Here is a 25,879-nt window from a genome sequence, read left to right as displayed (position 1 = left end):
GTGATGACAACCCCACTCCGCAGCGACATTGCACAAGCGTTGCCCTCTGATGTTGGAGGAGGGAGGGCCGCACGTTTCGCCACCTGGCTGGCCGTCCTTCCCCTTGCTATTTTCTTCCTCATCCTGCCGTCGCTCACCGCCCGTGCTGCGGTGAACATCCAGGAGGTGAAATCTGAAAAGGGGATCACCGCCTGGCTGGTGGAAGACCACACGCTGCCGATCGTCACACTCCACTTTGTCTTCGACGGCGGCACCAGCCATGACCCGGCCGGTAAGGAGGGGCTTGCCAATTTGATGACCGGCTTGTTGAGCGAAGGCGCCGGTGATTACGACAGCGACACTTTTCAGGTGAAGCTTGACGAGGCCGGCGCCGAAATGAGCTTCAACGCGTGGCCTGACGGCATCTATGGCTCGATACGCCTGCTCTCCAAGCGCCAGGAAGCCGCTTTCGATCTGGTCGGGCTCGCGGTGAACAGGCCTCGCTTCGATCAGGGGCCGGTCGGCCGCATTCGCGCCCAGCTTCTCTCCGGCATCATCGCCAACGAGCGCGAACCTCACGCGATAGCCGAGCTTGCATGGCGGCGCCGTCTCTACGGCACGCACCCGTATTCGAGGCCACCAGAGGGCACCAAGGAAAGCCTGGCCCGCATAACGCCAGCCGACCTAAGCGCCTTCCACAAGGCCGCTGTCGCCCGCGACGGGCTGCACGTGGCGGTCGTCGGCGACATAGATGCCAAAGCCCTGAGTGCTAGGCTCGACCAATTGTTCGGCGATTTGCCTCAGAAGCAGGCGCTCGCCCCGGTACCTGATGTCACCCCAAAGCTCGGCCAGTGGACGTTAGTCGCATACGCCCTGCCCCAGACTTCGCTCCAGCTGGCTTTTCCCGGCATCGGACGCAGCGACCCGGAATTCTATGCCGCGCAGCTGATAAACGATATACTAGGAGGCTCGCCATTTACCTCACGTCTTTTCCAGGAAGTGCGCGAAAAGCGCGGGCTTGCCTACGGTGTCTCCTCTAGCTTGGAAGCCTACCAGCATTCCAACACGCTTCTCGTGGCCACGTCGACGCGCGCCGACAGGGCGGCCGAGACGCTCAACCTGATAAGACAAGTAATCAAGGAGCTGGTGGACACAGGGCCAACAGCGGCCGAGCTCGAAGCGAGCAAGAAGTATCTGATCGGGGCCTATGCTATCCGCAATCTGGGTTCCTCCAGGGCGATTTCAGCCACCCTTGTCAGAATGCAGCTCGACAAGCTCGGCATAGACTACATCCAGCGGCGCCCGGCTCTCATCGAGCAGGTGACGCTCGACCAGGTCAGGGCGGCGGCGAAGAAACTGCTTTCGGCGGAGCCCGCCATTATGGGCGTTGGCCCGCGGCTTGCCGGTGTTCCCTGACGGCGAATAATCTGGCGCTCTGCCAAGCTTCGCGCCGATCGTCTTCGGAACTGCGTTAATGCTGATTAGCCAACAGTTGGCAAGGAAGGATTCTAACTTTCCCGTATATGAAACACGCGAAAGTTAGGATGTCTTTTAATTTTGGAGCCGGTCGAGAGATCGAAGAGCGCCTCGCACAGAAAATGAGGCAGCCCAAGGAGCGTCAGCGCTTGCGCCGGCCGAAGGGCCGGACGCGGGCCTGACTGCAGTGACAGACCGGTTAAGAGGGCAGAATGTCAGCATAGCACCGCCGAGGGCGGGACACGGGACCCAGGCCCCCGACGAGGAGTGCCGTTTTTCCAGCTAGGGATCGTCACCTGCTTAGGCCGAAACGCACCTTTGCGGTTCGGTGGCGGTAACCATAGGGCCCGCCCGGCATAGCCAGCCACCGCAATGTATAGGAGTTCGCGTCTTTTGGGTCATTTATTGGGTAAAGCCGGTTCTGTCCTGGTTCAAGGTCATGTGCGACACCGACAAGGCAGTTGTGTTCTGGCAGGCTAGTGTTCTCTTCGCACAATGCGTCGATGGCGTCGATTTTCCGTTTGGAGTCGCGAGTTTGCTCAGACTGGCGGACCCGATCGCGGCTTTCCACACGAGCCTCAATAACGCGATGAAAAGGCGGCATGAGAAGCTTGGAAGAAGCGTGCAAAGCAACTTTTTGGGCAGGAAGCTCCGGCCCCAGTTTTTGTTCAGTAATCTTTATAATGCCAGCCTCACCTTCGGATTTGCGGAGGATGCCGATCGTGATCCGCAGAGCTACCCGCGCTGGGAAGCCGATGTCTATTGTTCAGTTTGCGCCGGTGAGAACCGCAAGCCATCGCCAGAAGAGTTCAAAAATTCTCCCTTTCAAGCTGAGTGGAATGGTCTACCAGCCGTCTGGCCGAGGCCCTATAAGGAACCCGCAGGTGCGCAGTACACACCGACGCCCTGTCGACATACATATCCGCCGCGTTTTGAGAGGAATCCGGTATTGCCCCTGTGCCTGCCGATGATCCGCCACCTGAAATCCCCGGACCTGTTTGGCGCCATCGATCGCCTGCCGGCGCTCGGCACGCCGGTTAGCGAGCGGACATTCGAGGTCCTCAACCCGTCGAGCGGCGAAGTGCTGGCAGTACTTCCCGACATGGGTGTGGAGGAGACACGCGCTGCGATCGACAAGGCCTACGTAGCGCAGCCTGGATGGGCGGGGCTGACCGCCCGAGAACGCAGTGACGTTCTGTGGCGATGGCATGAGCTGATCATTGACCGCGCTGGTGATCTTGCCGCCGTACTCACTGCAGAGATGGGCAAGCCGTTCCCCGAAGCCAAGTCGGAGGTTTCGCATGCGGCCGCGTATCTGCAATGGTACGCCGAAGAAGCCAATCGCATCTATGGCGAGACGATCCCCGCACCCTCGACAGACCGTCGCATGCTGGTGATCAAGCAGCCGATCGGTGTCGTCGGTACGATTACGCCATGGAATTTCCCAGCGTCGATGGTGGCGCGCAAGATCTCGCCGGCCCTGGCGGCGGGCTGCGCGATCGTGCTCAAACCTGCCGAACAGACGCCGCTCGTGGCAGGTGCAATGTTTGCTCTCGCGCACCAAGCCGGCTTTCCCGACGGCATCGTCAACCTGATCTATGCGTCCGACGGTGATGGCGTTGGACGCGAACTCTGCTCCAACCCCAAGGTGCGAAAGATCAGCTTTACAGGCTCGACTGAGGTTGGCCGGCTGCTCATGCGCCAGTGCTCGGACCAGATCAAGAAGGTCAGCCTTGAGCTCGGCGGCAATGCCCCTTTCATCGTCTTTGATGACGCCGATATCGACGCTGCGGTTGACGGCGCGATCCAGGCGAAGTTCCGCAACGCCGGCCAGACTTGCGTTTCAGCGAACCGTCTTTACGTCCAATCGAGCGTTCACGATGAGTTCGTCCAGAAATTCGTGGAGAAAGTGCGGCACTTGTCGGTTGGCGACGGCTTCGCTCCGGGAGTGGACATCGGACCACTCATCGACATCCATGCTCTGACCAAGATCGAGTCCCACATCGCAGATGCCGTTGCCAAAGGTGGCACAATTCGATGCGGGGCCGGACGTATCGGCAAGGATGGCACCTTCTTCGAACCCACAGTCCTCACCGAAATTTCCAGCATCATGGCGGTTGCGCAAGAGGAGACTTTCGGGCCGCTGGCCCCGATCATTCGCTTCCACGATGCGGATCAGGTTGTGCGTGAGGCCAACGACACGATCTACGGCCTCGCCGCCTATTTCTATGCCTCGAACCTGAAGCGTGTCTGGCGCGTTGCCGAGGCATTGGAATATGGCATGGTTGGCATCAACACGGGGCGTATGTCTTCGGAAGCGGCGCCCTTTGGTGGGATGAAGCAGTCCGGCATCGGGCGGGAGGGTTCCCGCCACGGGCTCGAAGACTACCTCGAAATGAAATATCTCTGCATGGGCGGCATCTGAAGAACCTGCTTGCGGGGTTCGCAGATCGGGCACTCAGGCGACCTCCGAACATAGGCCCCCGATTGGAGCCGACGGGCGGCTCCGCAACCTGAGCAAGACGCAACATGGAAACCTAACGAGCGTGCAGCTCAATTCCTGCTAGAAGCGCAGCGCAACACCCTAAAACGCGCAACTTCGTTAACGGGAGAACTACGCCGAGATCAAACACCGGTACCGGTCCAATGCGGGAGGAGCGATGCACACCGCCAGATCGGAAGAGGGCTCGGCATATTCGGCGGCCGGCGGCGCCCGACGCCACTGCTCGGCAGCTCTCGCCGGCACCCACTGCTTCAACAACACGCTCACGAAAATATTCGAAAGGGCTCGCGTCATCAGATGCTGGCCTCGGTCCAGCAAATTCCCCCAGAGCAAAGGCGAGCGAAAGCTTTTCCCCAAGGTTGTCATGCGAATGGTCGGGTATGTGGATGCGTTGTGGACCTTGGCTGTCGCAGCCGCGCGACGTTGAAATGTTGCGCGGCCCCGCGTGCTTTTGCGGGAAATAACTGCGGCACCTCCATATTCGCTGCGCGACACCGGAAAACCGCGGCATAATCAAGGAGGTGCTGGAAACTGCAGCTGAGTGACGGTCCAAACTAAACTATTCGATTCAGGATGGGGTGATCGGCTGGTCGGCCGGTTGAATTATCGTGCGTTTATACTTGCCTCAAGGCGGTCCTGAAGAGCTCGGTCGCGGTGTGCGAGGCAGAGCTGCCGTATCGAATCGATGCGCTGTGCCGAATACAGTGATGTCATGCCCTTGCCCAATCCTTCTGGGCAGGACGGAGGTCCATGTCATGTGGCGCGGCGGGCAGACATTCCAAGTGTTGCGAAGGCTGATTATGCTTTTTCCGCTTTTCCGCTCTTCGTCAGATCAATGAGGGGAACAATGACTGAATTGCCAAGGGAGGGCGCGCTGAAGCCGCTGGCCGGAAAAACCAAGGAAGGCAAGCCGTACGCCCGGCCGCCCGCAGTCGAGGCGGAGATCGAGGCGGTTCTCGAGTGGCCATTGCCGAAGGCATTCGCGCTCGCCGCGGCTGGAAAGCTGAGACCCCAGACGCTCGTCTATCTGATGCGAAACTTCAGGCCGAACCGTCCTGATCCCAAGTACGACACATTGGTCATAGCATTCTTCTCCCGGCTCGAACGGGCAGGCGATCGAATGATAAGAGACTTGTCCGATCTGGACCGGGAGCGTGTCAACGATCTCGTCAAGGACAAGGCGCTCTGGCTGATCGAAGCAGACCGCCTCGACATCTTCGAGATGAGCTTCAAGACGGGCGCGGAGCGGCTCTATTATTCGGCCAGGGCAGTAGTCCGCTTGCGCAGCAAGACCGAAGTTTCACGCGAGGATCTGGTCGGTCCCGACTCGGATCTGACCGGCGAGGAGGCGGCCGACGCGCTAAGCATGGTCTCTGACAGTTCGATGCCGCTGGCGGAAGCAAGGACGATGCTGAACCAGGTTCTCGAAATGCTCAACGAGAAGGAGCGTCTAGCAATATTTTACGTGCTCCAGGCTCGCATGACCGAGACAGAGGCAGGCGCGCAGATGGGCTGCACGGCCCGCAATATTCGCTATCTGTTGAAGAGCGCGGCCGCAAAGGCGCGCGCAACCGAGGAACGCGCGCGGCAAGGGGCGCGGGAAAGAGACACGCGATGACCAGTAACCCCATTCCTGCGGACCAGCTCGACGAGACCCTGGCCGAGGTCCACACAGAGCTTGAGGATGGCGCCAGCGCGGATCGCATCAAGCAGATCGCGAACGAAAACCCGCAATTCAGCGCAGAAATCCTTGCCTTTGCCGCTGAGTGGTTTGCGTCTGAGGGCAGTGATCTCTCGGACGATCAGATGAGCGTCGAGCGGACGGTTTCGGAACACACGGTTCTGTTGGACCGGTTCTGGCAGCTGGCCAGACCGGCCGCAGCTGACCCGTTTGAGAACCTACCGGCTGAAGAGCTGCAGAAGATGGCAGATCGATGCCGTATCGACATGGCCATACTGCGTCAGCTGGCCAGAGGCCTTATCGACGAGACGACCATTCCAGGCAAGCTGATTGCCTGGCTCGCAGATGCGACTGGTGCGCGCAGGGCGGATGTATGGTCACATCTGTCATCGAACTCAATTGCAGCAGCGGCGGATTACTTTGCGCCATCCGGCAACCGCACAGGCGCGAAAGCAAGCTTTGCGGAAGTGATCCGAAGCTCCGATCTCAGCGCCGACGATAAACAGTTCTGGCTCGCACATCTGGGCGCTTAAGTGGATCAGTTCGCTGCCATTCGGGCTTTGGCCCGCGCGCTTCGACAGGAGGCCGCTCTCTCAGACACATTGACTTCGATCGAGGTTGCGAGGGGCGCTGCCAGGCATCTCGGGCTGACGATCAGGGCACACGATCCGGACTATCGCGAACTGGAAGGGGCACACGGAGCCCTCGATCGGCAGTTCAAGTTCATATTTGTACGCAACGATCTGCCGGAGGATGAGCTGGCAGAGGTGATCGCGCACGAGATTGGTCACTTCAAGGTCCATAGCGGATCCGAAAAAGGCTACTACCCGCGCTCTGAGACCAATGGCGGCGATCCAAGCCAGCGCATCGAGACCTACGGCATCAAGGAACGTCGGGAGGCTCAGGCCAACAGCTTTGGTCGCGAGCTGGTTTTGCCGCGGCCATTGGCCAAGCGACTGTTTGTCGAGGGAATGACGGCGACGCTTATCTCGACTGGCCTCAAACTGCGCTACGAGACGACCCTGCAGCAGCTTGCCGACGGCCTGCTGCTGCCAGACGTGCAGGCAGCGGAAGCAAAGCCGAACGCCAGCGACAATGCCTGCAATCCGTCCCAGGGCCGGGCCGTGGATCATCGTGGAAAGCCGTTCCTGCTGCGCGCCGGACCTGGAACCGGAAAGACAAAGACCCTCACGGCAAGGATCGTATCGCTGATTAGGGACAAGGTGCCGGCGGACAAAATCCTTGCTCTGACCTTTTCCAATAAGGCGGCATTGGAGTTGGCCGAAAGAATACAGCTCGCGGCCGGTTCCGGCGCAGTCAACGTATGGACCGGAACGTTTCATGCGTTCGGCCTGGATACGATCCGCAAACATCACACGCTGTTCGGCGTCTCCGACGATCCCAAGGTGGTCGATGCAAGCGAGGGGGTCGCGATGCTGGAGGAGGCCCTGCCTGCGCTCGAACTGAAACACTATCTCAATCTCTATGAGCCGGCGCTGGTGCTTCGCGACATATTGCGTGCAATCGCAAGGGCGAAGGATGAGCTCTGGTCGTGGACCGACTACGCACACGCCGCCGAAAAGATGCGCGCGGCGGCACAGACCGATGAGCAGGTCGTTGCTGCCGAAAAGGCCTACGAGGTGGCGCTTGTATATGAGCATTATCAAAAGCAGCTGATCGCCGACAAGGCGGTCGACTATGGCGATCTGATCATGCGTCCGACCCTTATGATGCGCGCGGACCAGGACTTCCGTGATGGAATGCGCAATCGTTTCACGCATGTCCATATTGATGAATACCAGGATGTGAACCGCGCCAGCGCGATGCTGGTGAGAGAAATCGTTGCCGAGGGCAACGATCTGTGGGTCGTCGGCGACGCGCGCCAGTCGATCTACCGGTTCCGGGGCGCTTCGGCGGCAAACATTGCCAGGTTCGAGAACGACTATTCGGCCGGCGTAAGGGACGGCTTGGAAGAGAACTACCGCTCGATCAAGGAAATCGTCGATGTCTACAGCGCATTCGGCACCACAATGAAGGTGAGTGGCTTCGCCGGCTCGAGCAGACTTCTTGCCGCGATGGGCGCGGGAGCCGACAGGCCGGCAATCTTTCCATGCGCGGACGCCTCTGCCGAGATGGACATTCTTGCCGGGTCGATCCGGGAACTGGAGAGGCAAGGCGTCACGTTGCGCTCCCAGACGGTTCTAGCGCGAAGCAATGGTTCGCTGGCCTCGTTTGCCGAAGAACTCGAGGCGCGTGGCATGCCTGTGCTCTATCTCGGCCCGCTCTTCGATCGGTCGGAGGTAAGAGATCTTCTATCAGTGCTTTCGCTGATATCCGACGGTGCCGGCACAGGCCTTGTCCGCGTCGCCGGACTGCCGGAATACGACGTTCCCCTCGACGACGTTCTGAAGGTCATCGGCCAGGCGCGCACGAGCGAGGAACGGCTTCTGGACCTGCTCAGGAACCTGGAAAATGTGGATGACCTTTCTCCGGCGGGGCGTGCCGGGCTGCTCGTGTTGGCTCGCCATCTGAACGGGGCCACCCAAGGCTCGACGCCCTGGCTGGCGCTGAGCAGGTTTCTGTTCGACACAAGCCAGTATGTGCGGACGGTCCTGACCGGTCAGTCGCCGTCGGATGATCTGCGTCGGGTTGCGGTGCGCCAGCTTCTCGATGCGCTGCGCGTCATGCCCCTGCATGGAAAGGGCACGCCGATACGCCGCGCGCTCGACCGGATCCGGCACATGATCATGCTCGCCGACGAGCGCGACCTGAGGCAGCTTCCAGCCGAACTGGATGGGCTGGACGGCGTCCGGCTGATGACCGTCCACGCATCGAAGGGTCTCGAGTTTGAAGCGGTGCATTTGCCGGGCCTGTATGCGGGAGCCGTTCCAGCCGCAAACCGCCCTCCAGCCTGCCCCGCACCAATGGGAATGCTCGGCGGGGAAGAGGAAGACGCACACGAGGCGGAAGAGGAATGCATCCTGTTTGTCGCCATGTCGCGGGCCAAGAAGCATCTTCGGCTTTATCGACCGACCAGCCGCAACGGGAGAACAGCCAATCCATCGAGGTTCCTGGTGCGGGTGCCGGTCAAAAATGGCCATTTGATCGCGGGGGTGGGCCGAAACACACCACTGCCTGATTATCGGCCCATTCCCCTGCCGGCGGCGCCCGTTGAGCTCACCGCCGACGACATTGAGCGTTATACCGCTTGTCCCCGGCGCTTTTTCTATGCGCGTGTGCTTGGGTTGTCGCAGCGATCCAAAGCCGGAGCCTATCTTGAAGCGCATGGTTGCGTGCAACGGGTCATTGCCTTTGTCCGCGACCTAGGTGAAGGCGTCGAGTATGATCGCGCCCAGGCCGCGGCCATTTTTGACCAAGCCTGGATTGACAGCGGACTCGACGGGCACATTTTCGGCCCTGCCTATCGTAAGCTGACCCTGTCGATGCTTGACCGACTGCATGCATCGGCGGCGGGAGCCGCCACCAGGACCGGGCGGCTCTCCACGGCCATCGGCGGTGAGGTTCTCAGCGTGAGTGTCGACCGTGTGGTTCGAGATGGTGACAGTCACATTGCCAGGCTATTTCGATCGGGTCGGCAATCGACGGGGGACGCGGATCGGCTATCGGCGACGATACTCCTGAAAGCGGTCGAAGAGGCGCTCGGGCCGCAGGCGCAGGTGGAGAACCACTACCTTCTGCTAGGCTCGGTGCTGGAAATAGGACAGACGAAGGCGAAGTTTGACAAGCGCTTAGGCGACTGTGTTTCCGCCATCGGCAGCATCCGCGGCGGATTGTATGAGCCAAGGCAGGATGACTTCCGCTGCCCGCGCTGTCCCTATCTCTTCATTTGCGCTGCGCCGAACGGCGCGGCCTAGCTTTTTTATAGACGGGTATGCGACGCCGATATTGGGCGCCACATCCACCGTGACAAATCAATCTTAAAAATATTGACGGCGGCCTTTCCGCATTCGCGTGCGTCGCCCGATCCAATGCTCAAGTCCGGCATGTTGCCGAACCTGATCAAAGGAATTTTGAGAATGAAAACTGCAATTTTTGTCGCGATCGGTGCCGAGCCACTCGACCGCATTGAACTCGACGGGGCCGCCGTCGTGGGAGATCTCCTGGGCCTTTTGAAGCATCGCGGCGTCAACATCGAGGAACTCCTCATCTTCGTGGAGGATCACGACGAGCCACTAGAGCATCACCACCCGTTGCATGGCCACGATCATCCGATCTTTCACGCCCACCGTTGCAAGAAGGTCGAGGTCACGGTCCACTACAAGACAGATGGGTTCAAGCACAAGTTCGCGCCTTCGGCGACGATCGCCAAGGTCACTCGCTGGGCCGTCGAAAAAGCTGGCCTCGGCAAGGAAGAGGCCGAGGAACATGTCCTCCAGATCCACGGCAGCCGGCTCCAGCCGCCGGTGAATGCCCATTTGGGCAGCTACGCCGCCGACAGCTGCGCCGTGGTGTTCGATCTGGTGCGCAAGAAGCTGGTGCAGGGCTAATGGAGACGCCGATGTGCGCAGAAGAAAGGGCGTTCCATGCACATCTGGAACGCCCCGATTTCCTGCTTGGAAAGGTCAAGGGGCGGTGGCGCCTGCTGCGCGTGTCGTGGTCGACCGCGGACTTCGCGGTCAGGGCGCGCGACGACACCGAATGGGGCTTTCGTTTTCTGTTGGATGGCTACCCAGCCGCACTGCCGAACGCGAGGCCTTGCGACGTGGAGACGGGCACTCCGCTGACCGGAGACCATTGGCCGAAGGGTTCGGGGCGGGTGGGAGCAGCCTTCAACCCGGGCTGGAATCCGGCCGCCTTATATCTGCCTTGCGACCGTCTGGCCCTGCCCGGCCACGACCAGTGGATCACTGAGCATCCTGAACTGCTATGGCAGCCGACACGCGGCATCATTCATTATCTGGAGATCATCCATGACCTTCTCTCTTCGTTCGCTTATCTCCCGGCTGTTCGGCCGGCCGCCTGATCTGGCCATCCCAGCCGGCCTCTGGCGAGAATTGCTGCAAGGGCTGCGCCTGCGTGGCGGAAACTACCGCGAAAGCGGCGCGTTCCTGCTCGGGCCAAAGTCCGACTTCCGCAAGATCACCTCGATCGTCTTCTATGACGAAATCGATCCTGCCGCATTTGATACCGGCATCATCGAAATCGACGGCGGCGCAATGGCTGACCTTTGGCGGATCTGCCGCGAGCGTGACGCGGCCGTCATGGCCGACGTCCATACACACCCATACGGTGCGGGACAGAGCGAAACCGACCGGATCCATCCGATGATCGCCGAGCCCGGTCACCTCGCGATGATTGTGCCTCGCTTTGCCGCCGAACCAATCCGTCTCGAAGAGATCGGACTTTACCGTTATCTCGGACACTTTCGCTGGGCTCTGCTGAGGTCATCGCTTCTTCGTCCGACGCTCAGAATTGAGGGAACCGTTCATGGATAAGGATGTGATCGACGGCCTGAATAGGTCGGCCAAATTGTTTATCGATCGCGGTACGGTGTCGACCGTGGAAGAGGCGCAAGACCGGCTTGAGGCCTTCCGGCTGCATCTTTTCATTGGCGAGACGGCGGCAGCGAGCCCGAGCCATCAAGCAGCGCTGCTTACGGCGCTCAATTGCGGTCACCGGACCTTCCTCGGTGGGGTGACGGTATCTGGCGCCCTGCAGACGCCTTTGGCCTCGCCGGTGGTGCCGGGCGCCACGCTTGCCGACGCGGTTCAACATCTTCAGGGGGAAATCGTCGAAGACATCCCTGAGGGTGTTGCATTGATCAGCGTCGGGGAGCCTCCGACGCTATACCCCTCGGGTTTTGCGGTCAGAACGACTTTCCAAGGCTGGCGCGGCGGGCTTGTGCCGCTTAACGCACCGCCGTTGGACGAAAGTGTGGAGTTCACCCCATCGGGCGCGCTGGCCGGAGCGTTGGCGGTCGCGGAAGTGTTTGCCCATTACGATGGCGAGGCCATGGCCGGGTATAGATCGGTTGGCATGTCGCTGTGGGACCAAGCGGCCTCCGCCGACTGGAATTCGCCGGCGTCGGACGGGCCTGCTGCGACCAAATTCCCATCCGACTTTTGGCTTATTGGTTTGGGCCATCTCGGCCAGGCCTTTCTCTGGACGATAGGGCTGTTGCCATTCGCCGACTCGGCCGATGTTCGGATGTTTCTTCAGGACGTCGACGTGGCTGGACAGTCGACCCAAAGTACATCGGTGCTTACCTTTGCGGCCGACGAGGGTAGGTTGAAGACGCGGATCTGTGCTGGTTGGGCCGAAGCTCGCGGCTTCCGTACCAAGCTGATCGAGCGAAGGTTTGCCTCTGATTTTCGCATCGCTCACGATGAACCGCTGCTGGCGCTGTGTGGCGTTGATAATCCGCAGGCGCGGGCAATCCTCGAAGGGGCAGGTTTTGCGACCGTGTTTGAGGCGGGCCTTGGAAGCGGCGTTGAAGATTTCCGTCTGATCAGGACGCACAGCTTTCCGGCACCGATCAAGGCTTTTGAGATATGGGCAGACGAGCAAGGGGCAGAGAACCACGTTCTTGATGACGACAATAGGCCGGCTGCATACGTCGATCTACGTGATAGAGGCACCCTTGACGAGTGCGGTCTCACCATGTTGGCGAAAGTGGCTGTGGGGGCCCCGTTCGTTGGAATGGTGGCCGCCGCTGTTCTGATTTCTCAGACGATCCGAATGGTCTCCGATGGCATGCGCATGGCCGTTTTCAACCTGGATGTTGGGGCACCACAGTATCGGAGCCTCGCCTGGCGTGAAGAGCCGGATATAGTTCTGTACGGCACGGCTGCATCGATGGAAAATGGCATTGTTAGTACAAGTATCTCTGATTAACGTCAGGGTGTGCTCTGAGGTGACTTAACGCCCTGCCGCGACGCCATGTAAGGTTGTGTGCGTCAAGTTCTGCAAAAACGGGCGGCCATGGTGCTGGTCATGCGGCTTGGAGCAGAGCGAGCTTCTTGTGCTCTCGCAGGTCGTCCATGTTAGTTTCGACGGCCAGCGCCCTGACGAGGCGCAGGCAGCTCTGTGAGTTTGGAAAGATGCGCACGACATAGGTGCGGCGCCGGATTCCTCGTTGAGCCGTTCAAGCATGTTGGTGCTCTTGAGATGCTTGTGGTGCTGGCGTGGCGGACGAAAGAAGGTCAGCGTGTACTCGATGGTCTCCTCCACCCATGTCGTCAGTCGTGGGTAGCGGGCCGACCATTTGGAAAGCCATGCGGCGAGATCGGCCTTGGCCTCGGCGAGATCGCGCCGGTCCGTAGAGCCAGCGCAGTTCCTGCAGGCAATCGTCGCCATGCTTTCTCGGCAGGAAGTGCACGTAGCAGCGCTGCCATGCCGCTTCCGGGATGACCTCGCCGATCGCCGCGACCAGGCCGGCATGATCGTCGGACACGACCAGCTCGACGCCCTTGAGGCCGCGCGCCTTCAAGCCGACGAGAAAGTCCCTCCAGGCCGAGCGACTCTCGCGATTGGCCATTTCCACGGCCAGGATCTGACGCCGGCCGTCCCAGTCGATGCCAACCGCGATCAGCACCGCCTGGCTCATGACGATGCCGGATTCGCGCACCTTCTCGTAGCGGGCATCGAGGATGAGGAAGCGGGCGCGCGGCAAACGCTTTCAGGCTCTCGTCCAGGCGTTTGTTGATGGCCGAGATCGATGAGGCCGAGAAGGCATGGCCGCACAGCTCTTCCGTTATCGCCTTGACCTTCCGGGTCGAAACGCCCTGCACATACATCTCCGCAAGCGTCGCCACCAAGGCCCGCTCCGAACGCTGGTAACGCTCGAAAAGCTCGGTGGAGAAGCGGCCGGCCCGGTCCTGCGGAACTCGCAGCTCAAGCTTGCCGACACGGGTGACAAGAGTGCGGCCATAATAACCCGAGCGGTAGCCGAGCCGATCCGGTGTGCGCTCGCCCTTCGAAGCACCAAGCGCCTCGTCCATCTCGGCCTCGAGCACCTCCTGCATCACCGCCCGGATCACTTCGTGCAGACCTTGCGGGTCCGAATGCAGAATGTCTTTGACGGCGGCGCTGGCGGTCTTACTTTCAGTCTTGGTCATGGTGGCGTTCCTTCGCGGGAATCAGGTGACGTTGAACATCACCAGCCTGCCATGACCGCCCCCTCTCAGCGAATTTGTAGAACTCTCAGCACACTACCCCATGTAACAGCTTGGTTGACATCGACCCTTTGTGACAGTGTAGCCTCGGGCCTAAACCTCTAGGTGAAATCGTACGAGCCGGATTGGCTACGCCCGCGTCATTGCGCCTCTAATTTGAAGTCTGAACGCGAGTACGTCTGAACACGGATGCCCGGCAGGAGACTGAGCTCGCTGCCGGGCCGGGTACGCCTTGGGAGGTGGCGTAAGTCAGCGAGGTTTCGTGGCGGTGGAACCACTCAGTCCGCGCGTTTTGCTGAATATCCTGCATGTAACGTGCCAAGGCAAAGAGCATTTAAAAACACCCGGTGGGTCAGCTTCCTATACGTTGCGTACTCGACATTGTCGCGTATCGGACAATACCGGTGCCTCTCGGCATCGACCGACGCCTGAACCCAGAGCGCACACTCAAGGCCATTTGCTGCCATGCCGAGCAGACGAACTGGAGTGACGGTTCTAGCTCCGAACTGTTCGCCGGCTGACGCACAGGGCGGCCTGTCACTCTCTTAAAGAAGGAAATCTCTGTACCCTCCATTCATGAGCGCGCGGCCACGAGAGACGGCGCGGCGAATGCGGTCGCGCAGATGATCGCGAGGATCCCTCCAGTCGGCATGGACGCGCCGTTGACCCACCAGCGCTTCGGCGAGTTCGCGATGTGACGCCCCAGCAAGCGATCCGTCGAGCGCACGAAGAACGAAAGTTAGACGGGGACCGCGTTTTTCCGGCGGAAACAAGCGGGCAGGCAGGTGTTGACCCAAACTTAGAGCATTGAGGCACTCGAGTGCCCTCAGGCGGGGCTTCGAAAGCATTGCTGGCCAGATTGCCTCGGTACGGAAGCAGACAGGGTGCAAGATATCGGCGCCAGAGACGGCGAGCTGGAGCGTATGCTCCACGTTGCCGAGAAGAACATGCTGACCCTTGTCGGGCGCCAGCAGGACCGTCGCACGACATGGCAATGCAGAGAGGTCGAACCGCGATGTCGCGGACGATGCAGACAGCTGTTCTGCAATGACTGGCAGCACATGGACGCACCAGAACGGAGACCAGAATACGAGCGAATTTCGCCCATAAGACTCGGCGAAACAGAACACCCCAGCGTGACAGGTCACCGGCCGCCGCGACCACGTCGAGAAAGGGTTGGTGAGACAAAGTATTGGCCTGCTGGCTTGCAGCCGTCAAATCACGCTGGAATGCTGGATTGCGGCGTAAGAACTCCCAGGCCCACTCGCGCGGCGTCAGACCTGAGGTGTAGTCGTATGATCTTTCATCGCGCCAATCAGCCTCATCCGCGCCAGTCACGAGAATTGTATGCACGACCGTGCCCCCCTGCCCGCCCCCACGGCCGTCGAAACATCATGCCACTTGGCAAAGCACCGGCGCCGAAGGCACCAGACCTCGATGGGGCCATGTCGTCGAAGCGTGTGCCATTGGCACCGTCGAGAGCAGAAGGCGCGCGCAAATGGCCACCAGACCGTCGAACCCGCGCAGCGACAGCCAGCGCGGCCTGAGCACGCCAAGGGTATTGGTTTCGTATCGGTGATCGGCTCCTGCGTCCCGTTCAGGACGTTCCTCGGAGACGCAGTTGCGTGGCGGTGGATTGCCCGGTGCTTGTGGGCAAGCTGTCGTAGCGCAGGCGCTATAAGGTGAGTCATCGCAGGTCTCCTCGGGGGAATTTCCACCATTGGAGGCCAAGTTTCATGCTATGGCAGCCTGTATAGTTGTACAGGTTAAGCCGGCTGTTCAGTGGAACGCAAAAACGAACCGGCGAGGCGCGCATCGCTTCTTTTGGCGGTGCTAACGCGGGGTTTCTTTGCCGGTGGTTTCGAGATGGAGCGCGGCCGGGCTCGGCTTGCTCCTGCTGCAGCCGATTTCCAGGCAGACTTGCCACCGCACTGCCCTTGTTGCGGCTATACCAATGCGGCGCGTCAGCGAGACATCGTCGATCATTGGCTGCCTCGCCGAGAGCACGCCGAGCCGAAGCTTCCCTGTCTCCTGACCCTCGTAGCTTGCATATTGAACGACGGTTCGCCAGCAGCCGAAGTTGGCCTAGCGACCACTCCAATGCGTCCGTTGGAACGCGGCTTGCTGGCGCGATCGGCAGACTTCAACAATGCAATCAAGGGGACGGTGCAGGCCAAGATTGCTTGCAGGGCCTTGGACAACCATCAGGTCGGCCGAGCGGCGCCCCATCCCTTTCCTCGGATCTCCGATTTTACCGCTGGCGGTGTCCAGACTCACAGGCGCAGCCGGCTCGGTCACTCACGGCGTCCATCACCTCATTTGTATCTGCCAATTGAATCCAGCTGCGTGAAGCGTTCCGGAGCGAAGATGTTGGAGTCAAGTCGTTGTGAGCTTCACTGCTTGAGTTCTGCATGGTGTCCGCGCCGGAGGTTGATCCGGTGATTACGCTGTGCGCTCGTTGTCGGATTCTCGACGATGTCGGACATGTGACACAACGCTGCCAGAGCGATCGCATTGTTCGGAAACGATTTTCCCAGTTGGCACGACAGATGCAGTCCTATGCGCAAAAGCACTGCGACGCCGCACCGACTGAGAAGTAGCCAGCTGATGATCACGCTTTTCGAAGATGCGGGCGCCGCCGCCGACACTGAGCGTTCTCGAGCAGACGGAAGCCATTGCGCTTTCATTCCTCTGGTTGTCCGGACATGACCGAATTCGATTTCCGCCCAACACTGAATGCACCCGACGATGACGCCCATCTCTGGCTTGAAGATGTAGACGGCGAACGGGCACTTGCGTGGACGGCCAGCCAGTCGGCAAAGACCCTGAAGCACTTCGGTGGAGCGCAGTTCGAGCGCGACCGGGCGGCGCTGACAGCGATTTTCGACCGACCCGACCGGGTTCCCCAGGTCATGCGCCGCGGTCAGTACCTCTACAATTTCTGGCAAGATGCCAGAAATCCGCGCGGACTGTGGCGCCGGACCACGCTTGCCGTCTACATGAACGCGGATCCCCGGTGGGAGCTACTGATCGATCTGGACGCCCTCGCGGCTAGCGACGGAGAGGACTGGATCTGGGGCGGCGCGTCGATCGAGCCGGAGAGACGGGAAAGAGCCGTTCTGCGCCTCTCGCGCGGCGGCAGCGACGCGGTCGTGCATCGCGAATTCGACTTCAGCTCTCTGAGCTTTGTCGCCGACGGTTTCAATCTCCCCGAGGCCAAGGGCGACATTGATTGGCTCGACCCGAACACTCTTCTGCTTTCCAGTGCGCTTGGTGATGGTATGGCCACGCGCTGCGGCTACGCACGCACCGTGCGACTGTGGAAGCGCGGCGCAGATCCCCTCACCGCGCCGGTAATCTTCGAGACCGGTTCCGAAACCCTGGGTGTGTCTGGCCATCTGGACCGTACCGCCGAGAGCGAGCGCCTGTGGTTCGTCGAGCAGCTGACCTGGCTCGAGAAGATAGTCCGCATTGGTGATAGAAGCGGGCCGAAGATTGAGATCGACCTTCCTCAGGACGCCAGGTGGGATAACTTCGGCGATTGGCTGGCGATAAAGCCGCGCAAAGCATGGACGGTTGCCGGGACGACCTATTGCGCCGACGCGCTGATCGGCATCTCGCTTGCCTCTTTCCTGGCCGGCGAGCGTCGTTTTAGTACCCTGTTTGAACCAGCCGAGAGGCGCTGTCTGCAGTCATTCTTCTGGAATGAGGGGAAGCTCATTATCGGGTACCTGGCGAACCTCGCTCCGAGATTCGAGGTGTTCACCCCGGGCCCGCAGGAATGGACGCGCCGAGCCCTGGACACCCTGCCCGCGCAAGGGGCTGTTCACCTCTGGTCCCTCGATGCGGAAGATCACGAGACCAATGGAGAGGTCCTGGTTTGCGCTCAGGATCCGATCACCCCGCCGCAGCTTTTCCTATTCGATCTCAATTCCGCGCCGCCTCTCAGCGCTTCAGTAATCCTGAAGCGCAGCCCGGAGACTTTCGACGCATCCGAACTGGTGGTCACGCGCCACGAGGCAGTCTCGACCGATCATGAGATGATCCCCTATACGCAGGTTGGTCCGGCGAACGCGAACGGAGATGCCCCGGTTCACCTTTCCGCCTATGGCGGGTTCGGCATATCGCTCCTGCCCTACTACTACTCCTCGCTCGGCAAGCTGTGGCTCGAGCGCGGCGGCACGTGTGTGGTCGCGAACATCCGCGGGGGCGGCGAGTTCGGCACCCGCTGGCACGATGCCGGGCGGAGGGAGGGCAAGCGTCTCGCCCATGACGATTTCGCCGCCGTTGCCGCCGACCTCGTGCGAAGGGGCATTACGCTGCCGAGGCGGATTGCCGCCGAGGGCGGCTCAAATGGCGGCCTGCTGATCGCCAACATGCTTACCCGCTATCCTGAGCATTTCGGCGCGCTGTTCTGCACGGTTCCGCTTGTCGACATGCGCCGCTACACCAAGCTACTGGCGGGCGCGAGTTGGATCGACGAATATGGCGATCCCGACAAGGCTGACGATTGGGCTTTCCTGAGGGAAATCTCCGCCTACCACGCCGCGTCGCCGGGACAGCCCTACCCGCCTATCCTGCTCGCCACCATGAGACGCGACGACCGCGTCCACCCGGGCCATGCGCGTAAGATGGCCGCGAAACTGCAAGCTCTTGGCTATCCCGCTTACTTCTACGAGCCCAGCGCCGGCGGGCACAGCTACGCCAAGGACAATCGCGAGCAAGCCGCATTCATCAGTCTTGGCACCAATTTCCTTCGCAGCGCCATCGGCTGGCACGCCTGTTCATAAACCAGGAGCCCGACAAGAGCGAATTTCGAACAAGTGAGTACAGGTCGGCTTCGAGAATAGTGCAAAAAACGCGTGCACAATTTGCGCAAAATGCGCGCCCGCGCTCCGTCAATATCATCAATACTGGACTATTTACAGTGAAGCTTATCATTTATAGAGCAAGGAGAAATATCATGGCAACAAAGCGAATGAACTGGGCGCGGGGAGTAACAGCGGCCGTCGTCCTGATGCTGGTAGGGCAGCAGGCGGCCGCGGCAGACCTTGCAGAACCGTGCGACCCGGATCAGGGTGTCTTGTTCACGGAATGGCCAAGCCCCTGGCAGATCCGCCTGCGCGCGTTGGGTGTCATTACTGAGGATTCGGGCTACGTTAACGCGGTGCCCGGCTCCAGTCTTTCGTATTCCAACAGCGTGACGCCGGAACTCGATATTTCGTATTTCTTCACGGACAATGTCGCAGCCGAGCTTATCCTCGGCACCACCTATGCCAACATCACAGGCCAAGGCTCGATCGGCGCGCTGGGGAACATCGGCAAGGTTTGGCTGCTGCCGCCCACGCTGACATTGCAGTACCACTTTACCGATTTCGGCGCCTTCAAGCCCTATGTCGGCGCTGGCGTGAACTATACGATCTTCTATCATCAGGAAGCCGGCAGCGCCGATGATCTCAAGGTCAAGAACACGTTCGGCACCGCGCTGCAGGTCGGGTTCGACTACATGGTCGACCAGCACTGGGGCGTCAACTTCGACGTGAAGAAGCTTTTCCTGAAGCCAGACTTCGACGTCACCGTGGCCGGCAACAAGCAGACGGGGAAGGCGGAGCTCGATCCCTGGCTGATAGGCGCAGGCGTCACGTACCATTTCTGACGCCGGCGAAGTCGGCTTCCGCACAGCCGAGTCGAATGAAGGGCGCCTCGTGCCCCCTTTTGCCGTGGGCCCGACGGTCCACTTTTTTCAACCCGACATACACCCAAGGTCAATGTGACTTGGGATTGTCCGAGCTGTCGGATATGCGACGTTAATGTCGTTCACCCGACACAGCCAGTCCGATCGATTGCCGTGATTTAAAAGGATCTCCTTTGGCGCGCATATTGCATCGTTCATCCGGACACGGATCAACGGACTGACGACAGCCATGCAGAGAATGTCCATAGCCAACGCTTTGTGCCGGGCCCAATTACGGCCCTTCCAGGTGCAGAAAAAGGAAGGGAGTGTGATTGCAAGCGTCATCGGGCTTTGAATTTTCCATCATTGTGGACATGGAAAATGCCCTGCTGGCTCGGCTGCCAACTCTTCAGTCTGGCTCACCCGGCCAGTTCCTGGATATCCGCGTAGGGCGCACGGGTCATTGTGACTGCCGTCTCGGCTGGACCCGCGTGCTGACCCCTTCGAGCAACGCTCAGCGCTGCTGCACACCGGCGATGAAAAGCCAGATCCAACAATGCGTCTTCCGAAAACCGAAAGAGGTGAACAGATATGTTCAAGATCGGCGCTTTGGCGCTCGCGGTATTTATTCAAGGGGCATCGGGATCGGCAACCGCTCGAGCGCTGGCCACCGGTTCGAACGGTGCACATCCACCGCTGGCGCTGAGCGATTTGGAGCGGGCACTGACGATCAACGATCGCTATCGCGGGCTCACCGTGAATGTCCCGGAGGGGCCGTTCTGGCTGAATGGAGCCAACGCGTTCGTATACCGCCGGACTACCCATGGCGAGCAGCAGTTCATGCGGGTCGATGCTGCCACGGGTTTGAAACGGGCCGCCTTCGATCAGGCCCGTCTGGCGGCGGCGCTAAATGAAGCGAGCCATAAGAGCTATCAGGCCGGCGATCTTCCCTTCGAGCGTTTCGAATTGACCGAGGATGGTCGCAGGCTCGACTTCCTGATTGAGCAGGTCCGGTGGAGCTGCGACGTTGCAAGCTATGCCTGCACCAGCACAAAATTGGATGTGGACGCCCCGTACTTTCAGCTCAGCCACCACTACACGCCACCGGCTGAGAATGACCCCGACCAGAGGAGCGTCTCGCCCGACGGCAAATGGATCGTCTATGTAAAGAACTACAATATTTTCCTGCGCAGCAATGACGGATTGCAGGATGTTGCGCTGAGCCGGGATGGATCCGAGGGCAACTACTACGTCTTTTCGACACTGAGCTGGTCGCCGGACTCGCGCCACGTTGCGGCTTACCGTGTTCGCCCCGGCTTCAAGCGGGAGCTCCACTACCTCGATTCGTCGACGGACCAGTTGCAGCGCGAATATTCGACAATGGTCTATCCCAAGCCGGGCGATGTCCTTCCGCTGCCCCAGCCGGTCCTGTTCGACATTGCCGGCCGCCGCCAGATCGTGATCGACAACGCCCTGTTCTCCAACCCCTTCGAACTTTCCGCTCTCCAATGGTGGGCGGACGGTCGCGGCTTTACTTTCGAATATAACCAGCGCGGCCATCAGCTCTATCGGCTGGTCGAGGTAGACGCCGCCACGGCCCGTGCGCGCTCGATCATCGACGAGACCAGCAAGACATTTGTTGATTACCGGCCTCTAGTGATGGATCAGCACGGTACCGGGAAAATCTTTCGTTACGACGTCGACGACGGGAAGGAGATCATCTGGGCGTCCGAGCGCGATGGGCATGAGCACCTGTATCTGTTCGACGGCCAGACGGGCGCCCTCAAGAACCAGATCACCTTCGGTGAGTGGGTGGTCCGGGCGGTCAACCATGTCGATCCGGTCAAGCGCCAGATCTGGTTCGAGGCGAGCGGGAGGAACCCGGGGGAGGACCCTTATTTCGTGCATGCGTACCGCATCGGCTTCGACGGTGAGGGGCTGACTGAGCTCACGCCCCAGCCGGCCAACCATCATGTCGAGTTCTCTCCCGACGGCCGCTATTATGTCGATCTCTGGTCACTCATCGATCTGCCACCCCGCATGACGCTCTACCGCGCCATCGATAATGCCAAGCTCATGCAGGTGGAGACCGCCGACATGTCCGAGCTCATCCGCGCCGGCTGGCAGCCTCCACTCAGTTTCCACGCCAAGGGGCGCGACGGCAAGACTGATATCTGGGGCGTGATTCACCTGCCCGCCAATTTCGATCCGAAGAAGAAGTACCCGGTGGTGGAGAATATCTATGCCGGGCCGCAGGGGTCTTTTGCCCCAAAATCCTTCTCAAGGCGGACAGAGCCGCTCACGCAGCTGGGCTTCGTCGTTGTGCAGATCGATGGCATGGGTACCAACAACCGCTCGCGCGCTTTTCATGACGTTGCCTGGAAAAATCTGAAGGACGCAGGCTTTCCCGATCGCATTCTATGGCACAAGGCGGCCGCCGCGAGGTATCCATGGTACGATATATCCAATGTCGGCATTTTCGGCTGGTCCGCAGGCGGCCAGAGCGCGGTGGGCGCGCTGCTCTTCCATCCCGATTTCTATAAGGTCGCGGTCGCCAACAGCGGCTCCTACGACAACCGGATAGACAAGATCTGGTGGAACGAAAAGTGGATGGGGTGGCCAGTCGGCGTTGAATATTCCCAATCCTCCGCCATCGACAATGCTTACAGGCTGCGGGGCAAGCTGATGATCGTCGTCGGCGAAATGGACCACAATGTCGACCCGTCCTCCTCGCTCCAGCTTGCCGACCGACTCATCAAGGCGGGAAAAGATTTCGACATGGTCTATATGCCTGGTGCCGATCACGGAGCTCCAGGCATCTATACTGAACGCAAACTCCTGGACTTCTTCGTTCGCAACATTCTCGGTCAGACCCCACCCGACTGGAACGCTAAACGAACCGAGTTGCAAAGAGCAAATGGTCACGATGATGGGTTCGGCAGCTTCTGCCTATAGCAATCCTCGCGCCCGTTTTGTTGGCTATGATCGAGGCGGCGAGCGAGCGGAGAACCGCTCGGACGAGGGCCTGCGCGATTCCTGCGCAACGGGCCTTAGCAAGACAGAAACAGGAACAATTCCGACGCTCGACGGCCGCAAAGCGGGAATTGAGGACAGGGCGCCCGGTCTGCCTGCCTCTTCGATGACGGTACGCTTCTATCTTGCATGCTTCGTTTTGCCTCCGCTCGCCAATCGCGGCTTTCCCCGGAAGCGGGACGGAAGCGGGGCGGGCGGCGAGTTGCGACCGGAAGGGCCGCCGTCCAGGCGGACCGCATCCGAAGGACCGGAACGACGAGAAGGACCCGAAGCGAGAGCGAAGGGTTGCGGGATTACGCGGCGGCACTAAGAAGGGAGTGTCGCCTACCCTGCGCCGCCGGGGGGCCCAAAAAGAAGAGCTGCGCCCGCCCTTGCCCGCGCCAGGGCGGGAGCGGAATGGCTGAGACGCATTAGATTGCCGAAGAAAACCGCTGGTCAGCAGCGAGCCGGTGCGCTCCGCCAGGCGCGCCGGCGCTATTAGCGCAGGCTCAACAGAATCTCGCACGGGTCAGCGTCAAGCACTGCAGTTACGTCGAGAAACTCAATGACATCGAGACGCCGCTCTCCGCCTTCGTACTTGGCCACGAAAGATTGCGGCCGACCAAGTTTTTCAGCTACCTGCGTCTGGGTCAGGCCTTTGGCCTTGCGCAGCGATATCAGCTGGTCCAGAAACCGCTGGTGGCGGGGAGAGCGAAGAGATTTGGGCATGTAGGCGAACCGGTCAGGTAAAGACCGGCTCAGCCACTAATCCCGGTTCCGGATTATCCCATTTTGGGATATGCTGTCTTGAATCCAGCGATCAACATGCGAGGTTCGCGGCAGATATGAATCGATCAACGGGAACAGATGGGACTCAAAGCTCAACACTGCGCGACGAAGTCCCCTGGTCAGACAGCATCACGAGCTACGACAGGCAGCATTCCACAATTTACCTGCGCATCCTCGACGCCTGCGCCGACAATGCCAGCGTAGAGGAAATGGCCGAACTCATTCTCGGCATCAACCCCGTCCTTGAACCGGTGCGCGCCCGCAAGGCTGTTCGCAGCCATATCGACCGGGCGAACTGGATGGTAACGACCGGCTACAAGGAACTGTTCGACGGCTGACGCACGGCTGGAACTGTCACCTTTTAGCGCAAGGAACTCACGACAGTCCCCATTCCTGAGCGCACGGCCGGAGAGACGCGCCGAATGCGGTCGCTGAGGTGATCGCCAGGATCCGTCGGCGTGGACCCGACTTCCCCGATCAGCACTTCAGCGATCTCGCGATGTGAAGGCCCGCGAGCGATCCGTCGATGCCTCGAAGAATGATGTTCAATCGGGGCCCAGTTTTTCGGCGGGAACAAGGGGCAGCAGCACAAAGGGCATTGAGGCACTCGAGCGCCCACAGGCGACGCTTCAACGCCGCCGCGCACGTGAAGCTAACTTGTCAGTGAACCGAAGCCCGAACGGGCCAGGCGCCCAATTGCCTGCCGGGTGGTCGTCACCCCAAGCTTCCGGCGAGCGTTGGCCAGATGAAAGGCGGCGGTGCGCTGCGTGATCCCCAGGATGCAGCCGATCTCCCAATCGGACTTGCCTTGTGCTGTCCACTGCAGGCACTCATATTCCCGCGGCGTTAGCAAGACACCATCGACCATTCGATCGGTGGACAGTTTGCGGCGAACGAACATATGAAAACAGGTCGCTATATACGGGAGACCTTCTTCGTGGCGTTTTGCGGCGCGAAAAACAGCGTCGGGCTTGTCAGCGGCAAACGTTATCGCTGCAAAATTCCCTCGGCGGTCAATAATCGGGATCGTCATGCCGCAGCAGATGCCAAACTGCGCCGCTTCTTCGAAAACCTGAGCCCCTGCAGGCTCCTCGCCGCTCAGATCGGATCCCCAACGAAACGGGCATCCGCCACCGCGTGCACGCACAATGACCGGGTCAACACTCTGATACCGGTTCTCAAGATAACGTGCTGTCCAAGGCGCTGGATAATTCGAAATCAGCGTGGGTTTCCCAACAGACTGCGGGGGCAAGGAGAGGTAAGCAAAAGCGAGCAGATCGAGTCCAGAGGCGACATCGGCCAGGGCGCCACGGAGGTCAGCCTCATCGACGCTTACTGAAAGCCGTTCCAAGAATCTCTCAAAGACAGTCTGCATCTCTGCCCTTTCAGCTCCTTTCCTTGGCTCTTCGGCAACGTGTCATTTGAAAGGTGACGGAGCGGAAGAGGTCCATGACGCTGTTGCGAGAGCATTGCCGCAAACTGCGCCAGCCGGCGTCGGTGGCCTCAGAATTTCGCCCAAAGTGAACTGCTTGCATATATCTTTTACCCCGTCCTAATCGGGATGGTATTCCCCGACCGGATCTCAAATCCCTGCCTCGTTGTAGACGCTTCGAGCCCAACCTGAGGAAATCTCTTGCGGGTTCGGCCGCCCGCGTGAAGGGCTCCATTCGGTCGAAAGCTCGATACACATTTGATCCTTTAGTTTAACCGGACGACTCTGAACCGCAGCGGTTGCTGTGCCTCTCATAAGTGACTCCGAGTGGATGGCTTTATGGCATTAAATAATTTTGCAGGAACGACGAGTGATGGCGCAATAGGACCGCATAAGCAGCATTCCTGCAAAAATGACCAGAGTTTCGCAGCCTCCGATATTACAGAACTAGATCCCGTAGAATGGCGCTTCTTAAGCAAAGACCAGCGGCCTGAGTTGCCTCGTCATCGTGGGCTATGAGGGCGGCTGCAGTGCACCGAAATAGGCGCCCAGTCGTCTCGTTGGGAACAGCACGCCAACGGTGACCAATGGAGGGGCCTAGCGAAGCGGGGCCGGCCAGCACCTGGTTCCGATCCATCTCGGACGGTGTATGAACGGCGACGCACGGAGCAATGCCGCGAGCCATAGCAGCAGACAGGGCCAGATGTCCGGAGCCCCAGCACCCGAAAGCACTCGTCGTAAATGGCGCCGTTTCGTGAACCATGTCCCATTGAAAACTGCCAAGGACAGAAGACGGACGCAAACAGCGACCGGACCGCCAACACCGCGCAGCGAGTGCCGTGCGAGCGAGTAAAAGGCATCGTTTCACCGCACTGTCGACTCATGCGTCTGGTTACCAGACTTTCCTGGAGACGCGGTAACGTCGAGGGTGGATTGCAGCCGTTCGCTGGCGGTTTGCTCTAGCATCGGGCACACGCGCAGCCGGTCTTCGTCGTTCAGCTCGTTAGTCAAGGGGATAGGCATTTAGAGCCGGGTACGTGAAGCGTCGCTGGAGCGAAGATGCTGCGCCAACCAAGCTTGTGTGAGTTTTACTGCTTGAGTTTGCAGGGTGCTCCTGCGAGCTCGCACAGGAGACCGATCAGGCGATTAAAGTTGAACTGTCGTCGGATCTCTGACGATGTCGGACATGAGACACAAG

At 60.0% G+C, this 25,879-nt stretch carries 17 protein-coding genes and 2 pseudogenes; 13 read left to right on the top strand and 6 right to left on the bottom strand.

What is annotated here, in order from left to right; all coding sequences use genetic code 11:
- Positions 1-3: 3 nt before the first annotated feature.
- From BQ8794_RS09685 to BQ8794_RS09640, 9 genes are all read left to right on the top strand, one after another.
- Complete coding sequence (locus BQ8794_RS09685) at positions 4-1,395, top strand: M16 family metallopeptidase (protein WP_077376416.1); 1,392 nt, start codon at positions 4-6, stop codon at positions 1,393-1,395.
- 1,009 nt (positions 1,396-2,404) lie between these two features.
- Entirely contained in the window at positions 2,405-3,880 is a 1,476-nt protein-coding gene (locus tag BQ8794_RS09680) for an NAD-dependent succinate-semialdehyde dehydrogenase (protein WP_077376176.1), read from the top strand.
- A gap of 925 nt (positions 3,881-4,805) precedes the next feature.
- Complete coding sequence (locus tag BQ8794_RS09670) at positions 4,806-5,576, top strand: sigma-70 RNA polymerase sigma factor region 4 domain-containing protein (protein ID WP_077376170.1); 771 nt, start codon at positions 4,806-4,808, stop codon at positions 5,574-5,576.
- A complete protein-coding gene (locus BQ8794_RS09665; protein ID WP_077376167.1) occupies positions 5,573-6,172 on the top strand; it encodes a hypothetical protein in 600 nt (199 codons plus the stop codon). Before BQ8794_RS09670 ends, BQ8794_RS09665 begins: the two co-directional genes overlap by 4 nt.
- Positions 6,173-9,514, top strand: coding sequence for an ATP-dependent helicase (locus BQ8794_RS09660; RefSeq protein ID WP_077376164.1), 3,342 nt, complete (start codon positions 6,173-6,175; stop codon positions 9,512-9,514).
- Positions 9,515-9,628: 114 nt separating this feature from the next.
- On the top strand, positions 9,629-10,147 hold the full coding sequence (locus BQ8794_RS09655; protein WP_077376161.1) for a hypothetical protein: 519 nt from the start codon (positions 9,629-9,631) through the stop codon (positions 10,145-10,147).
- The gene (locus BQ8794_RS09650) at positions 10,147-10,623 is read left to right on the top strand and encodes a DUF7665 family protein (RefSeq protein WP_077376158.1); all 477 of its coding nucleotides are present in this window, start codon (positions 10,147-10,149) and stop codon (positions 10,621-10,623) included. Before BQ8794_RS09655 ends, BQ8794_RS09650 begins: the two co-directional genes overlap by 1 nt.
- Positions 10,571-11,095: an MPN domain-containing protein gene (locus BQ8794_RS09645; RefSeq protein WP_077376155.1), complete on the top strand. Its 525-nt coding sequence runs from the start codon at positions 10,571-10,573 to the stop codon at positions 11,093-11,095. Before BQ8794_RS09650 ends, BQ8794_RS09645 begins: the two co-directional genes overlap by 53 nt.
- Positions 11,088-12,494 (top strand): hypothetical protein, encoded by a 1,407-nt coding sequence (locus tag BQ8794_RS09640; protein WP_077376152.1) that lies wholly within the window; start codon positions 11,088-11,090, stop codon positions 12,492-12,494. Before BQ8794_RS09645 ends, BQ8794_RS09640 begins: the two co-directional genes overlap by 8 nt.
- Before the next feature lie 97 nt (positions 12,495-12,591).
- On the opposite strand, the pseudogene BQ8794_RS09635 reads toward BQ8794_RS09640, so the two are convergent.
- The 4 genes and pseudogenes from BQ8794_RS09635 to BQ8794_RS35575 form a co-directional block, all read right to left on the bottom strand.
- A pseudogene (locus BQ8794_RS09635) lies at positions 12,592-13,717 on the bottom strand (IS256 family transposase).
- A gap of 602 nt (positions 13,718-14,319) precedes the next feature.
- Positions 14,320-14,622 (bottom strand): DUF2285 domain-containing protein, encoded by a 303-nt coding sequence (locus BQ8794_RS36345; RefSeq protein WP_244554908.1) that lies wholly within the window; start codon positions 14,620-14,622, stop codon positions 14,320-14,322.
- A 328-nt stretch (positions 14,623-14,950) separates the two neighbouring features.
- Positions 14,951-15,112, bottom strand: a pseudogene (locus BQ8794_RS36340) (transcriptional regulator domain-containing protein); the annotation flags it as partial.
- Between the two features lie 495 nt (positions 15,113-15,607).
- Positions 15,608-15,760 carry a hypothetical protein gene (locus BQ8794_RS35575; RefSeq protein ID WP_167378687.1) on the bottom strand — a complete coding sequence of 51 codons (153 nt, stop codon included), beginning with the start codon at positions 15,758-15,760 and terminating at the stop codon, positions 15,608-15,610.
- 719 nt (positions 15,761-16,479) lie between these two features.
- On the opposite strand from BQ8794_RS35575, the gene BQ8794_RS09625 reads away from it, so the two are divergent.
- From BQ8794_RS09625 to BQ8794_RS09615, 3 genes are all read left to right on the top strand, one after another.
- Positions 16,480-18,564: a prolyl oligopeptidase family serine peptidase gene (locus tag BQ8794_RS09625; RefSeq protein ID WP_077376146.1), complete on the top strand. Its 2,085-nt coding sequence runs from the start codon at positions 16,480-16,482 to the stop codon at positions 18,562-18,564.
- A 173-nt stretch (positions 18,565-18,737) separates the two neighbouring features.
- The gene (locus BQ8794_RS09620; RefSeq protein WP_077376143.1) at positions 18,738-19,430 is read left to right on the top strand and encodes an OmpW/AlkL family protein; all 693 of its coding nucleotides are present in this window, start codon (positions 18,738-18,740) and stop codon (positions 19,428-19,430) included.
- Positions 19,431-20,039: 609 nt separating this feature from the next.
- The gene (locus tag BQ8794_RS09615; protein WP_077376140.1) at positions 20,040-22,403 is read left to right on the top strand and encodes a S9 family peptidase; all 2,364 of its coding nucleotides are present in this window, start codon (positions 20,040-20,042) and stop codon (positions 22,401-22,403) included.
- A 555-nt stretch (positions 22,404-22,958) separates the two neighbouring features.
- Here BQ8794_RS09615 and BQ8794_RS09610 read toward each other — a convergent pair.
- On the bottom strand, positions 22,959-23,189 hold the full coding sequence (locus BQ8794_RS09610) for a helix-turn-helix domain-containing protein (protein WP_077376137.1): 231 nt from the start codon (positions 23,187-23,189) through the stop codon (positions 22,959-22,961).
- A 116-nt stretch (positions 23,190-23,305) separates the two neighbouring features.
- Here BQ8794_RS09610 and BQ8794_RS09605 point away from each other — a divergent pair, with 116 nt between their 5' ends.
- Entirely contained in the window at positions 23,306-23,587 is a 282-nt protein-coding gene (locus tag BQ8794_RS09605) for a DNA -binding domain-containing protein (RefSeq protein ID WP_077376134.1), read from the top strand.
- A 314-nt stretch (positions 23,588-23,901) separates the two neighbouring features.
- Here BQ8794_RS09605 and BQ8794_RS09600 read toward each other — a convergent pair whose 3' ends face one another.
- Complete coding sequence (locus tag BQ8794_RS09600) at positions 23,902-24,624, bottom strand: LuxR family transcriptional regulator (protein WP_077376131.1); 723 nt, start codon at positions 24,622-24,624, stop codon at positions 23,902-23,904.
- Between the last annotated feature and the right edge of the window lie 1,255 nt (positions 24,625-25,879).

The organism is Mesorhizobium prunaredense (genome assembly GCF_900156895.1).
GTDB classification, from domain to species: domain Bacteria; phylum Pseudomonadota; class Alphaproteobacteria; order Rhizobiales; family Rhizobiaceae; genus Mesorhizobium; species Mesorhizobium prunaredense.
The sequence above is the reverse complement of the archived record's forward strand: the minus strand, read 5'-3'. Positions and strand labels throughout refer to the sequence as shown.